Annotated in this window: 9 protein-coding genes; 3 read left to right on the top strand and 6 right to left on the bottom strand. The window is 70.9% G+C overall.

Going from position 1 to position 12,874, the window contains the following annotated elements; all coding sequences use genetic code 11:
* Positions 1–147: 147 nt before the first annotated feature.
* From G554_RS17515 to G554_RS0102125, 3 genes are read left to right on the top strand one after another with little or no spacing between them, the layout of a single operon-like run.
* Positions 148–1,320, top strand: a complete 1,173-nt coding sequence (locus G554_RS17515; RefSeq protein WP_154654141.1) for a hypothetical protein — start codon at positions 148–150, stop codon at positions 1,318–1,320.
* Positions 1,317–3,533 carry a helicase-associated domain-containing protein gene (locus tag G554_RS0102130; protein WP_027586616.1) on the top strand — a complete coding sequence of 739 codons (2,217 nt, stop codon included), beginning with the start codon at positions 1,317–1,319 and terminating at the stop codon, positions 3,531–3,533. Before G554_RS17515 ends, G554_RS0102130 begins: the two co-directional genes overlap by 4 nt.
* A gap of 42 nt (positions 3,534–3,575) precedes the next feature.
* Positions 3,576–5,231, top strand: coding sequence for a DNA repair helicase XPB (locus tag G554_RS0102125; protein WP_027586615.1), 1,656 nt, complete (start codon positions 3,576–3,578; stop codon positions 5,229–5,231).
* Positions 5,232–5,295: 64 nt separating this feature from the next.
* Here G554_RS0102125 and G554_RS0102120 read toward each other — a convergent pair whose 3' ends face one another.
* From G554_RS0102120 to cobM, 6 genes are all read right to left on the bottom strand, one after another.
* Positions 5,296–5,988, bottom strand: coding sequence for a copper homeostasis protein CutC (locus G554_RS0102120; protein WP_027586614.1), 693 nt, complete (start codon positions 5,986–5,988; stop codon positions 5,296–5,298).
* Between the two features lie 28 nt (positions 5,989–6,016).
* Positions 6,017–6,934 (bottom strand): CPBP family intramembrane glutamic endopeptidase, encoded by a 918-nt coding sequence (locus tag G554_RS14160; protein ID WP_245569915.1) that lies wholly within the window; start codon positions 6,932–6,934, stop codon positions 6,017–6,019.
* A gap of 100 nt (positions 6,935–7,034) precedes the next feature.
* The gene (locus G554_RS0102110) at positions 7,035–7,895 is read right to left on the bottom strand and encodes a hypothetical protein (protein WP_027586613.1); all 861 of its coding nucleotides are present in this window, start codon (positions 7,893–7,895) and stop codon (positions 7,035–7,037) included.
* A gap of 42 nt (positions 7,896–7,937) precedes the next feature.
* The gene (locus G554_RS0102105; protein WP_051232194.1) at positions 7,938–9,335 is read right to left on the bottom strand and encodes a CbiX/SirB N-terminal domain-containing protein; all 1,398 of its coding nucleotides are present in this window, start codon (positions 9,333–9,335) and stop codon (positions 7,938–7,940) included.
* Complete coding sequence (gene cobJ / locus G554_RS14155) at positions 9,332–11,995, bottom strand: precorrin-3B C(17)-methyltransferase (RefSeq protein ID WP_084648234.1); 2,664 nt, start codon at positions 11,993–11,995, stop codon at positions 9,332–9,334. The genes G554_RS0102105 and cobJ overlap by 4 nt, the downstream gene beginning before the upstream one ends.
* Positions 11,992–12,834, bottom strand: coding sequence for a precorrin-4 C(11)-methyltransferase (cobM, locus tag G554_RS14150; RefSeq protein WP_036924181.1), 843 nt, complete (start codon positions 12,832–12,834; stop codon positions 11,992–11,994). The genes cobJ and cobM overlap by 4 nt, the downstream gene beginning before the upstream one ends.
* Positions 12,835–12,874 lie beyond the last annotated feature (40 nt).

Below are 12,874 nucleotides of genomic sequence, written 5' to 3'. Positions count from 1 at the left end.
CGCAGCTGCGATGCGCGTTTTGAACATTTGACTGAGCGATCAGTGATCCATCAGCCGCGGCGCCGGGCACAGCGCGACGGCGATGCGTGGTCTCCGACCGATCAGCCGCAGCACTGCCGACGGCGTCATCCCTAAGATGGTGACGTGATGACCAGGGCGAGTGTGACGAACAGGGCCGGATCGACTCCCGACTCGCCCGCGCCCGGCGGCCTCCCGCTGGTGGCCGGATCGCCGGCATCGGCAGGGGTGGCGATCTCAACCAGGCGACGACAGCCGGACGTGGTGGGAGCGGTGGCCCCGCCGCTGGCCTTCGCGATGCCGGATGCCGCTCCGCTAGAGGGCCTCTCCACACCGAGGGGCAGCGCCGGACCCGACCGGGTGATCGCCGACCAGCAGCCTGTCCCGGCACAGCCGCCGACGACCTATCAGCGTTCGACTCAGCAGCCTCCCCTGGAGTCCCTGGCTCCCCGGGTCGAGACTGAACGGGATCCCAGGATCCCGTTCAGCTCCCCTGAGTCGATGAGCCATTGGGCGTCGATGTCCCAGGAGCTCCACGGTCGCCACACGGACCCCCACCGGCCGATCCTCACCTCCGAGGGGCCTGCCGGCCGTTCAGCCGGGACACGGGCCTACCCCGAGGGCCAGCTCCCCTCGGCCGGGCAACCCTCGGATGCGGTCCGGGACACCGCCGGATCGCCGATCTGGGCTGCGGGCAGCACCGCACGCACCAGTGACTGGGCACCCCCGGCAACAAAGCCGGCGACAGTCCCGCCGGGCGGCATCCGTTTCGACACGGCCACTCCCTCCGCAGTGTTCGGCCAGCTGCCCACCACACCGGGCGCCAAGTCCCTGGGGACGATGTGCCGGGGCCTGGGCTGGGGGCTGGTGGCCAGCATGGTGACCGGATGCCTGGGCGCCTGGGTGTCGGTCCCGGCCCTGCTGGCCGGCTGGTACTTCACCTGGCGTCATCCGTTGGCGCGCCACCGGTTGATGAGGGCCTATGGCATCGCCACCGGACTGGTGCTGATCATCAGCGTGATCGGGAGCCCCACCCGCGGTGGATGGGCCCAACTGAGTTGGGCCGCCTGGATGGCCAACCTGGGGCTGCTGGCCGCCTCATTCCTCATCATCGACCGGACCCTCACCCCTGCACCCAGGAGCCGGGCCGGCCAGGGCACCGGGCCCGGCCGCCCGCCTCAGAACCCCCAGAATCGCCAGAGCAGTGACCATGGCCAGGACCCCTGGACCGGCCAGAACCCTGCCGGCCAGAACGGTCGGCCCCCTCAGAACTGGCAGAACCCTCGAGGCCCACAACGATGACCCTCACGCTGGCATCGGTGATCCGCAGCATGGACACCGATGCGATGACCCGGCTGCTCACCCTGCGCCCTGATCTGGCCAGCCCGGCTCCACGATCCCTCACCGAGATGGCCGAGAGGGCGTCCACCCAGGCCTCGGTGCGCGCCGCCCTGGACGGTCTGGACAGCTGGCAGTACCGAGTGGTGCTGGCGATCGCGGCCCTGGGGGACGACTCGGTGGAGGATCTCGCCAGCCACCTCATCGACCCGCCCATCGCTCCGCTGCCGGGCTCGGACGCCGAGCAGCCGGCATCCTCCGACGACCAGCCGGGCACCGAGCCGACCTCGGCAGCCGAGATCTCCCTGCCGACCCGCCAGGATCTGGACGACGCCGTCGCCCACCTGGTCGACCTGGCCGTGGTGCTGCCCGAGGAGGGTTCCCTCCATCTGGTCGGTGCCGCTGCCACCGTGCTGGGCCCCAACCCGTCAGGACTGGCCCCCGTGTCCGCACAGCCGCTGACCAAGGCTGAGATCCGCGAGCGTCTGGAGGCCGCCGGACCCACCGTGCTGCCGGTGCTGCGCCGGCTGATGTGGACCCCATCGGGTCACGTCCCCCACGCCCGCCGTCCGGTCAGCCTCGAGACCGCGACCTCCCCCATCGACCTGGCACTGGCCCACCGGCTGCTGCGCCCGGTCGACAACGAGACGGTCGTGCTGCCCCGCGAGGTCTCCCTGCTGCTACGCGGTGGCAGGCTCTTCGAGACCCCGGTACCGGCGGCGCCACCGGCCTGGCCGGCACCGCGTCCGGCCGCCCGCACCAACTCCGCCGCGCTGGGAACCGCTCTGGAGGCGATCTCGGCGATGTCGGCCCTGCTGGAGGCGGTGGAGACCATCAACCCCGCCCGACTGTCCTCGGGCGGCATCGCCAAACGCGACGCCACCCGTGCACTGACCAGAGTGGCACGGGGGGACGCCGGCTGGCTGTACCTGGTGCTGGCCGCCTCGGCCGGGCTGATCTCCGCAGACGGCCGCGGCTGGCTGCCGACCACCACCGCCGACAAGTGGCGCCAGGACGAGCTGTGGTCCCAGTGGCTGGCCCTTCGGGCCGGATGGCTGGCCATCCCCCAGACTCCCGGCGAGCTGTCGAACACCCTGGAGGCTCCGGCACCCGCCACCGCCCGGGCCTGGCGCCAGCAGGTGCTCTCCGAGCTGGCCACCGCCGAGCCGGGAACCCCGGTCGACCCGGAACTGGTGATCGCCCGGATCGCATGGCGTCATCCCCGATGGCCGGTTCCAGAAGCCGCACCGGTGCTGCGCGCCACCCTCGAGGAGTGTCAGATCCTGGGCCTCACGGCACTGTCGGGGCGCTCGGATCTGGTGGACGCCCTCGAGGATCCGGGGATGCCGGCCCGCCAGCAGGCCATCATCCTGCAGTCCGATCTGACGGCAGTGGCGCCGGGCCCGCTCACTCCGGGGCTGGCCGCAGATCTGGCCCTGCTGGCCGACCGGGAGTCCACCGGGGTGGCCGGGGTGCGCCGGTTCACCCATTCCAGCCTGCGGCGCGCTCTGGACGTCGGCTGGACCGGCGACCGGGTGCGCCAGTGGTGGCACGACCACTCGATGTCGGAGGTGCCGCAGGGGCTTCTGGTGCTGCTCGACGATGTGGTGCGGGATCACGGGAGGGTGTCGGTGGCGGCCGCCGGGGCGATCCTCGAGGTGGATGATCCGAGCCTGTTGGAGACCCTGCTGAGATCCCCCGCCGCCGAGGAACTCGGTCTGCGGAAGGTGGCACCGACGGTGCTGGCCGCCCAGGCCGACCCCGATGTGGCGCTGGCCCAGCTGCGCGAGCTGGGACTGAGCCCGGTGGCCCGCGACTCCCATGGCGACATCTTCAACACCCCCGCCCCGCCGCGCGCGAGGTCGACCGGTCGTGCTGGCGGGACACCCGCCCCGGGCACGAACTCCCACTCGGACCCCAAGGAGCTGGCCGAGGCACTGTCGAGCCTGCCGACCTTCAATGACTCGCGCCACCTGCTGGCGATGCTGCACCGGGCGCAGGCCGACGCCTCCTGGATCGAGGTGACCTGGGTCCGTGACGACGGGACCACGGTTGCCGACACCATCAAGGTGATGGCGGTGGCCAAGGGTGCGATGCGCTGTGTGCGCCGCGGCGGTGGCGGTGTCGTCATCATCCCGGTGCCCCGGGTGAGCGCGGTACGGGCCGCCGCCCAGTAGCCCAGTAGGCACCGCCTTGGCGCGGGGGGATACTGGACAGCGATGTCTCAGACTCCAGGCCCCCTGATCGTTCAGTCCGATCGCACACTTCTGCTCGAGGTCGACCACCCGCTGGCCGACGAGTGCCGCCACGCCATTGCCCCCTTCGCGGAGCTGGAGCGCGCTCCCGAGCACATCCACACCTACCGGCTCACCCCCTTGGGGCTGTGGAATGCGATGGCCGCCGGTCATGACGCCGAGCAGGTCGTCGACGTCCTGATGCGATACTCCCGGTTCCCGGTGGCCTCCTCCCTGCTGGTCGATGTCACCGAGACGATGAGCCGCTACGGTCGGCTGAGGATCGAGAAGCATCCGACCCAGGGACTGGTGCTGGTCTCCACCGACAAGGCGGTGCTCACCGAGGTGCTGCGCGCCAAGTCCGTGCGAGGCCTGGTCGGCGACCAGATCGACGCCGAGACCGCGATCGTGCACCCCTCCCAGCGCGGCACCCTCAAGCAGGCGCTGCTGAAGCTCGGCTGGCCGGCCGAGGATCTGGCCGGCTATGTCGACGGCGAGCAGCACGATATCGACCTGGTCGAGGATGGCTGGCAGCTCCGGCCCTACCAGAAGATGGCGGCCGAATCCTTCTGGGCCGGGGGTTCCGGGGTGGTGGTACTGCCCTGCGGTGCCGGCAAGACGGTGGTCGGGGCGACCGCCATGTCGCTGGCCAAGTGCACCACGCTGATCCTGGTGACCAATACCGTCTCGGCACGTCAGTGGAAGGACGAGCTCATCAAGCGCACCTCGCTGACCGCCGATGAGATCGGCGAGTACTCGGGGTCGCGCAAGGAGGTGCGCCCGGTGACCATCGCCACCTACCAGGTGATCACCACCAAGCGGCACGGCGTCCACCCCCATCTGGAGCTCTTCGAGGCCCGTGACTGGGGTCTGGTGATCTACGACGAGGTGCACCTGCTGCCGGCCCCGGTGTTCCGGATGACCGCCGACCTGCAGGCCCGGCGGCGTCTGGGGCTGACTGCGACCCTGGTGCGCGAGGACGGCCACGAGGAGGACGTCTTCTCGCTCATCGGCCCCAAGAGATACGACGCCCCCTGGCGTGAGATCGAGGCCCAGGGCTGGATCGCCCCGGCCGACTGTGTGGAGGTCCGGGTCAACCCGACCGAGGACGAGCGGATGGCCTGCGCGCTGGCCGAACCGGACGTGCGCTATCGGATGGCCTCCACGCTGGCCTCCAAGAATGCCGTGGTGCGCGACCTGGTGGAGCGTCATCGCGGCCAGCCGACCCTGGTGATCGGCCAGTACGTCGACCAGCTGGAGGAACTGGCCACCGAGCTGGACTGCGAGATCATCACAGGGGCGACGACGCCGCTGCGCCGTCAGGCGATCTACCAGGAGTTCCGCGACGGGACGATCAACCTGCTGGTGGTGAGCAAGGTGGCGAACTTCTCCATCGACCTGCCCTCCGCCGAGGTGGCGATCCAGGTGTCGGGGGCCTTCGGATCCCGACAGGAGGAGGCCCAGCGGCTCGGACGTCTGCTGCGACCCAAGCACGGCCTGACGGCGCGTTTCTACGCCGTGGTGTCGCGCGACACGGTGGATGCCGACTTCGCCGCCCATCGCCAGCGCTTCCTGGCCGAGCAGGGGTACTCCTACCGGATCGTCGACGGCGGGGAGCTGGACCGGATCAACGAGGGGTGACCCGGCTGCTCGCCGAGATCCTGGATCTCAGGTGTCGACGACGCCGGACGGCGAGGGATCCTCGTCAGCGAGGGGCCTGGGAGTCGATGAGCAACCGCCAGGATCGGACCAGATCAGCCGCGACTCCGGAGTCGTAGCAACCCTGCGCCCGGGCGGGCCGCCCGATGTGGAAGGCGCGGATACCGGCCCGGACCAGCCAGGGGACGTGCTCGGGAGCCAACCCGCCGCCTGCCATGATGAGATCCGCCGCCTCGGGGATCTCGTGCGCCAGGCCGATGAGGGTGTCCAGGCCGTGCTCGACGCCACGAGGCGAGCCGGCGGTCAGCACCTGGTCCAGGCCGGGAAGAACGAGCAGGGTCGACCAGGCCTGGTCGAGCTGGAGTACCGAGTCGATGGCCCGGTGGAAGGTCCAGCGGCACGGTGGGGTGCCGGCCAGCAGTTCCATGATCGCGGTGTCGATATTGGTGTCGACGTCCAGGAAGCCCATCACGATGCCATCGGCTCCGCAGTCCAGGTAGCTCTTCACCAGTCCGCGCAGGTGGCTGAGCTCACCGCCGTCGGTGGTGAATCCGGCACGCAGCCGCACCATCGGACGGACCGGGATGTCGACGGCGGCCACCGTGCTCTCCAGGACCTGAGGCTCGGGAGACATCCCGCCGTCCTCCAAGGACCCCAGCAGTTCCACCCGGTCGGCCCCGCCGTCCTCGGCCGCACGGGCATCATCCGGGTCTCGACAGATCACCTCGAGCAATCCCATGCCGTCATTGTGGACCGGTCGGCGCGCCTCAGTGGGGCGGCGCGCCCAACTGCTGTCGCGGTCCGGCCGAGGGCACTGCCAGCGAGCGCCGCCAGGCCCATCCCAGGGCGGCGATGACCAGGATCAGAGCCGCCAGGGTGATGACCGACCCCTCGGCCCCGAAAGTGCCACCGGTGAGGGAGGCCGCTGCGCCGGCAGAAGTCTGCTGGGTGAGGATCGAGGAACCGAACCCCAGCCCGGAGACGTCGTAGCCCAGCACCATCGCCTGGGCCCAGTTCCAGACCGCATGGAATCCCATCGCCGCCCACAGGTCGCCGCGCCACAGCACCAGCAGACCGAGCATGATGCCGAAGGCCGCGACATTGGCCAGTGCGACCGGCGTCACCCCCGGATTGGAGCCGTGCAGCACCGCGAAGATCGCGGCCTGGACCAGCAGGCCGGCCCACACCCCCCAGCCGGCGCCGACCCCTTGCATCACGAACCCGCGGACGACGGCCTCCTCGGCGGAACCCTGAATGGCGAACAGCACCAGAATCGCAGCGACGCCACTGACCCCGGCAGCACCGAGGCCCGCCCAGTGGAAGCTCAGCTGCCCGGTGGCCGCCATCACCACGGCGTCGACGGCCAGGATGCCCGCTGCGATTCCGATACCGATCAGCACATCGCTCCGGCGGCCGTCCAGGCCGATTCGGCGCAACGGTCGGTGCTCGACGAAGCGCATCCAGGCCCACAGCAGCACCCAGACCGGGATGAACGAGGCCAGCAGCAGCACCGAGGAGGCGGCCGGTGATCTCTCGGCTCCCAGCAGCTGGGCCGGCGCGGAGACCAGCAGCTGGCCGCCGACGATGAAGGACACCCCGAGGATCGCCGCCACCACCGGCTGGCTGGGGCCCGCCTGGTCCAGGAAATGGCCGGTGGGACCGGATGGCAGGACGGGAGAGGTCACGTCAGGCACAATAACCTGCCGGCCCCTCGCCCCGGGGTGCTGGCGCCGGGATCGGCACAGGTGCGAGGGCCCCGAGCCACCACCAGCAGGCGCGGACGGCTCAGTTCCAGAGCCGGCCGCCCTCCCAGGAGCCCGAGGAGACCACCGGAGTGACGGTCGCCGAGACGACCGACCCCTCGTGTGGCGGATGAGGGAGATCGGCAGGCAGCGCCAGGGTCATCGGCACCGAGGTGGTCCCGACGATCCGCAGCCAGTCGACGCCGGTGAGCTGGTTGGTGCGCCGCTCCACCTTCTGACAGACCATCGTCATCTGGGCGGCGGCGCTGGCCTGGGAGCGGGTGGCCCGCCCCGCGCTGATCTCCAGCAGCCACGGGGAGATGAGGGTACCGGCCGAGAAGGACAGCTCCTGGCCCATCGATCCCTCCTCCGAGCGGCCGTAGGCCTCCTCGGAGTCGTAGATCTTGGGGAAGTCGATGGCTACCACGCCGACCCGTAGGTGCTCGATCCTCTTGGGCTTGTCGTCGCCGGGGTCGGGACACAACGGGTACTCGATCGGGTCGTCGGTATTGGCCAGGAACCGTGCCAGCCGCCTCGGCTCGGGATCGGCCTGGCCACTGAGGATCCCGTCCCCCGACAGGATCCCCGTCCCGTCCAGTGCGGTCCGCGACAGGCCACCGGCCCGTCCCGGGGCCAGGATGTCGACCTGGGCCAGGGACTCGTGGTAGCGGAACACCTCGGCCGGATGGGTGGTCGGGCTCACCAACGAGGCCATCGTGTCCAGGTCCGCGTCGAAGGGCTTCAGCAGGGCCAGCCGAGCCCCCGACGGATCGGAGTATGCGGCCAGGATCTCGAACCCCGCCACATTCTGGACGCCGGCCGCGCCCTGGTCCAGGGCCCGATCGACCAGGTCGTCGAGAGAGGGGGCATCGAATCCGAGGCTGTGCAGGTCAAACGAGATCACAGGCCCGATCCTACGATGGCCCCGGCCTCGGACCCCTGCTCGCTAACCCTGGAGGGCGCGCAGCAGCTCATCGCGAACCCTTGCGGACCTGCGCGGAGTGCGATCGCCCACCACCGCCACCGTCATTCCGCCGGCCTGCTCGGTGGCCGGGGTGAAGGCCGATCCCTTCCGCCCGGCATCCCCGCGGACGCAGAAGAGGTGCCTCTTCTCGGCCTCCTCGGCGATCGCGGCGTTGACCTGGGGATCGTTGGTGAGCGCCTGGACGAACCACATCCCCTCCAGATCCGACGGCCTGAACGCGCGCTGGCGCAGTTCCACCAGATTCTTGCGGACCATCCGACCCAGCTGGATCCCGGTATTCGGCGCCACCACGTGGACCCTGGCTCCGGCGTCCAGCAGCCTGACCACCCGCCGCTCGGCGACGTGCCCGGCGCCCACCACCAGCACGTCGCGGCCGGCCAGCCGCAGCCCGCTCAAGTAGACCGGCGCCCCCTCCCCCAGACCGACCTCGGCCAGCGGCTCCCGGTAGCGGTCGACGACCACATCGGCCAACTCGTCGCAGTCGCCGATGACATCGGCGATCCGCACCTCGACGTCGGGCCGGGCGGAGTTCCACGCCTCCACCTGCTCGCCCATCCAGCGGTGCAACAGGCCCGGGAACAGGTAGTTGCCCACCACCACGATCTGGCTGGCCCCCTGGGCCGCCAGCAGAGTCAGCGCCTCAGGCAACGCGGGCCGGGTCACCTGGATGAAGGCCGGCTGGACCCGGTTGAGTCCGGACTCCTCCCAGAACAGCCGGGTCAGCTGGTAGTGGGCGGCGTTCGCGTCCGGCGACAGGGCGCCCCGGCCCACCAGCACTGCGGCGGTGTCGCTGGCCTGCCAGGCCGGCTCCCCGGCCGGAGCCATCGCCTCGTTGAGACGCCGCACCAGGGCCTGGCGCAGCCTGGGATCGGGCTGCAGGGGCCTGGAGTAGATCACCCGGGAGTCACCGCGTCCCTCATCGATGGCCTCGGGAATGTCCTGCTGGACGTGGCCCCCGGTGTTGATCATCAGTGGGACCACGACGGCCGCCGGCGCTGCCTGCCCCTCACGGCGGGCGCCGGAGCCCGCGGAGTCCTGGGGGCTGACGCCTGCGTCGGGGCTGCCGGTGTCAGTCGCATCGCCGGTGCCACTGCCCTCGGGCTCCCGGTCACCGGCAGCAGACCTGCCGGCAGCGATCGCGGCGGACACCGCCTGGGAGATCGGCGGCTCGGCCAGCTCGACGAAGCCCAGCTCCACCGGGACCCCTGGCAGTCTGGACCTGATCCGTCGCACCAGGGCTCGGCAGGTCGCCACGCCGTGCTGGTCGCGGGTGCCGTGGGCTGCGATCACCAGGGGCACTCCGCAGGTGAGATCCTCGGCCGGAGGTCCAGCCGGTGAGGCGGGGGTGGGATCGGTCATGATCGTCCTTCCTGGGACTGGGCCAGCCTGGCCCCGGGGTCGACATCCATCGGCTCGGGATCGGGTCCGCCGGCATCGGTGCGCTGGGTGCCATCGGCACCCTGCCGAGCTGTCTGCTCGGCACCCTGCCGAGCTGTCTGCTCGGCACCCTGCCGAGCGGAACGCTGCCCCAGGTAGGAGGCGTCGTCAGCCCTGGGCAGATCGCGATGGGAGTAGTTCTTCTGCTTCTGGGCGCTCACCGCGCCGTTCATCCAGTGGTAGTCGCGCGGGGTCACCATCAGTTGGCGGCCGTCCCCGGAGGTCACGTACCGGGTGGTCGAGGAGCCGACCACCACCATCGACGTCATCCCCACCCACTCCGGCCTGAAGTCGGCCAGGGTGGACATGACGATCTCCTGCTGCCGCCGTTCGGCGTGCGAGACCATCGCCACCGGGGTGGACGCCGGCCGGTACTCGGCCATGATCGCCAGAGCGTCGGGCAGCTGGTGGGTCCGGGTGCGCGAGCGCGGGTTGTAGAAGGTGGTCACCAGATCCCCCTCGGCGGCGGCGCGCACCCGCTTGAGGATGAGGTCCCAGTCGGTGTGCAGGTCCGACAGGCTGATGGTGGCGTGATCATGTCCCAGCGGGGCTCCGAGAATGGCCGAGATCGCCAGTTCGGCGGTGATCCCGGGGATCACCTGGACGTCGATGCCGTCGGTGCCCATCTCCAGGGTGGGGGACGCCATGGCATAGATCGCCGGGTCGCCGCCGCACACGAAGGCCACGTTGTTGCCACCTCGGGCGGCCTCGATCGCCGCCTCGGTGCGCTGCTCCTCGGTACCCATCCTGGTGGCCAGGATCTCGGCCCCCGGGCGCACCAGGTCGCGGATCTGGCGCACATAGGGGGCGTATCCGGCCACGAAGGTGGCATCCTGAATGGCCTTGACGGCGCGCGGAGCCAGCAGGTCCCGGGAGCCGGGGCCCAGGCCCACGATGGCCAGATGCCCGCGGGCCGGGATCCTGCCGATGGCGCAGGTGGCGACCGGCGTCTTGTGCTTGGGCACGAGCAGCTCGGCCCCGGCGGCCAGCACCGAGGCCTCCGAGACGCTGGCGGTGCCGACCTGTCGGGCGACCACCGCTGAGGGGTTGGGGGCGTCCTGGTCGGCGAGCGTCTCGGCCGGGTAGGTGCGGTACTCGACACCGAGCTGGTGGGCGAGCTTGATGAGGCCGAGCTCCCCGGCCTTCACCTCGTGGCTGAGCAGGGCGGATACCGACTCCAGCGCCAGACCGACCTCGGCCAGGGTGGCCGCCAGGAGCTCTCTCAGCGGCTCGACCTCGGTACCGGCATTGCAGCCCATCCCGACCACCAGGGATCGGGGGTGCAGGATGACGGTGGGCAGCTCGGTGCCGGCCACTTCCGACCTGTCGGTGACGACGATCCGGGCGACCGGGTCGGCCGCACCCTCGGCGACGTTGCCGGGAAGTGGCGGAAGTGGGCAGCGGTAGTCCCGCACGACCTCCACCGGCCTGCCGGCGATGATCGCCCCGGTGACCCCTGCCACATCCCCCCGGTAGGCCCAGCCCAGCTGGTCCAGGGCCGGGACGCCGAGCGAGTCGGTGGCGGTGGAGACCACGGCGGTCCCGCCGAGGGCCTCGGAGATCCGGCGGGCCAGCCCGTTGGCGCCGCCGACGTGCCCGCCCACCAGTGGGATGGCGAAACGCCCGGCCTCGTCGACCACGACCACCCCGGGGTCGGTCCTCTTGGAGGCCAGCATCGGGGCGATGATCCGGGTGGTGGCGCCCAGCGCCAGATGGGAGACGATGAGGTCGCACTGACCCCAGGCCTCGACCAGGCCGGCGGTGGCCGGTCCGGGATACTTCCTGGTGATGACACCGAGGGCCTTGTCGATGGCCTCGGCATGGGCGACCGCGGCGTCGGAGTTGATGATCTGGCCGATGATCGGGGCCCGGTCGGAGCCGTCGGGATTGGTGTCACAGCCCGGGGTCGGGTCCTCGGGCCGAGGCGTGTTGGCGTCGCCGGCCAGTTCGGGGCTGACGCCGATCCCCGCGAGATCGTCGGGATGGTGGGCCAGCACCAGCACGACGTAGGGGCTGGTGAGATCCTCGGCGGCCACCACGGCCCTGGCGGCCTCCTCGTCGAGGACGCGGATCCGCTGGTCGGCCTCGCCGATCCGCTCTGCCACGACGTAGTACCGGTGGTATCCGGCCAGGCCGGCCACCAGTTCCGGCAGGCCCTTGCCAGGTGCGGTGAGGATGCCGACCTTGGGGTGGATCCTGGCGATCCTGATCGCCGACTCGATGCCGCCGGTGTGGCTGGAGACCAGTTGGGCGTCGTCCCAGGGCAGCGCGACGGCGGCGAAGGCGGCCTGCAGGGAGCTGGGAGCGGTGATGACCTGTGGCCTCAGGCCGGCCTGGCGCATCCGACGGACCACCCCGAAGAACATCGGGTCCCCCGAGGCGATCACGGTGACCCTCGCCTCGGGCGGCAGCGCCTGGATGCGTTCGATGGCGGGGCCGATCAGGCCCAGCACCTGGCGCCTGTCCTCGGCAACGCCCAGGGCGTCGAGGTGACGCCGCCCGCCCACCACCAGGGCCGAGTCGGCGACGTCCGTCCTCATCTGCTCGGTGAGGTTGCCGAGGTAGCCGTGGACCCGGATCATGCGCGTTCTCCCTTGTCGTCGATGGCGGTCCTGGAGTCCTCGTCGAGGACGCCGCGGGTGCCGTGGGCCGCCAGATCGGCCTGCGCAGCCGGATCGGCCGGCCGGTACTCGTGGCGGAATCCGGGATGGTAGAGGTGGCTGCGGGTGGCGATCGGCCCCTCGGCCAGTGCCGGACCGACCAGCACCACGGCGTGCTTCCACAGTTTGTGGGCGCGCATCGTCTCCGACAGTTGTGACAGCGGGCAGCGGAACATCCGTTCCTCAGGCCAGCTCACCGCGTATCCGATGATGCACGGCGTCTCCCCCGGGTAGCCGCCCGCCAGCAGAGCCTCCTGGAGCGCCCGGTTGCGGGCCGCCGACAGGTAGATCGCCATGGTCGCGCCATGGGCTGCGAAGGAGGCGACGGTCTCGCCGGCAGGCATCGGGGTGCGGCCGCCCTCCAGCCGGGTGAGGATGAGTGACTGGGAGACCTCGGGAACCGTGATCTCGACATCCATCCGGGCCGCGGCGGCCGAGAAGGCGGAGATACCGGGAATGGTCTCGAAGGCGATCCCGACCCGCCGGCACAGGTCGCGCTGCTCGGCGGTGGCGCCGTAGATCGAGGGGTCGCCGGTGTGCACCCGGGCCACCAGCAGGCCCTCGTCGCGGGCCCGGGCATAGAGCGGTTCCAGGCCCTCCAGAGGGATGATCGCCGAGTCGATGAGTTCGGCGCCGGGCTTGTGCCGGGCGACCATATCGGGGTGGACCAGACTGGAGGCCCAGATGATGATGTCGGCCTGCTCGATGATCCGAGCCCCTCGGACACTCACCAGATCGGCGGCACCCGGGCCGGCGCCCACGAAGACGACGAGCCCCCTGCTCTCCCCCTTGGTCGCGTCC

It is taken from the genome of Acidipropionibacterium thoenii DSM 20276, assembly GCF_000423445.1.
Taxonomy (GTDB): domain Bacteria; phylum Actinomycetota; class Actinomycetes; order Propionibacteriales; family Propionibacteriaceae; genus Acidipropionibacterium; species Acidipropionibacterium thoenii.
This window is presented reverse-complemented; position numbering and strand designations above follow the sequence as displayed.

Coding starts and splice junctions, on each gene's coding strand:
- G554_RS17515 (WP_154654141.1), top strand. CDS start 148: ATGACCAGGGCGAGTGTGACGAACAGGGCCGGATCGACTCCCGACTCG.
- G554_RS0102130 (WP_027586616.1), top strand. CDS start 1,317: ATGACCCTCACGCTGGCATCGGTGATCCGCAGCATGGACACCGATGCG.
- G554_RS0102125 (WP_027586615.1), top strand. CDS start 3,576: ATGTCTCAGACTCCAGGCCCCCTGATCGTTCAGTCCGATCGCACACTT.
- G554_RS0102120 (WP_027586614.1), bottom strand. CDS start 5,988: ATGGGATTGCTCGAGGTGATCTGTCGAGACCCGGATGATGCCCGTGCG.
- G554_RS0102105 (WP_051232194.1), bottom strand. CDS start 9,335: ATGACCGATCCCACCCCCGCCTCACCGGCTGGACCTCCGGCCGAGGAT.
- cobJ (WP_084648234.1), bottom strand. CDS start 11,995: ATGATCCGGGTCCACGGCTACCTCGGCAACCTCACCGAGCAGATGAGG.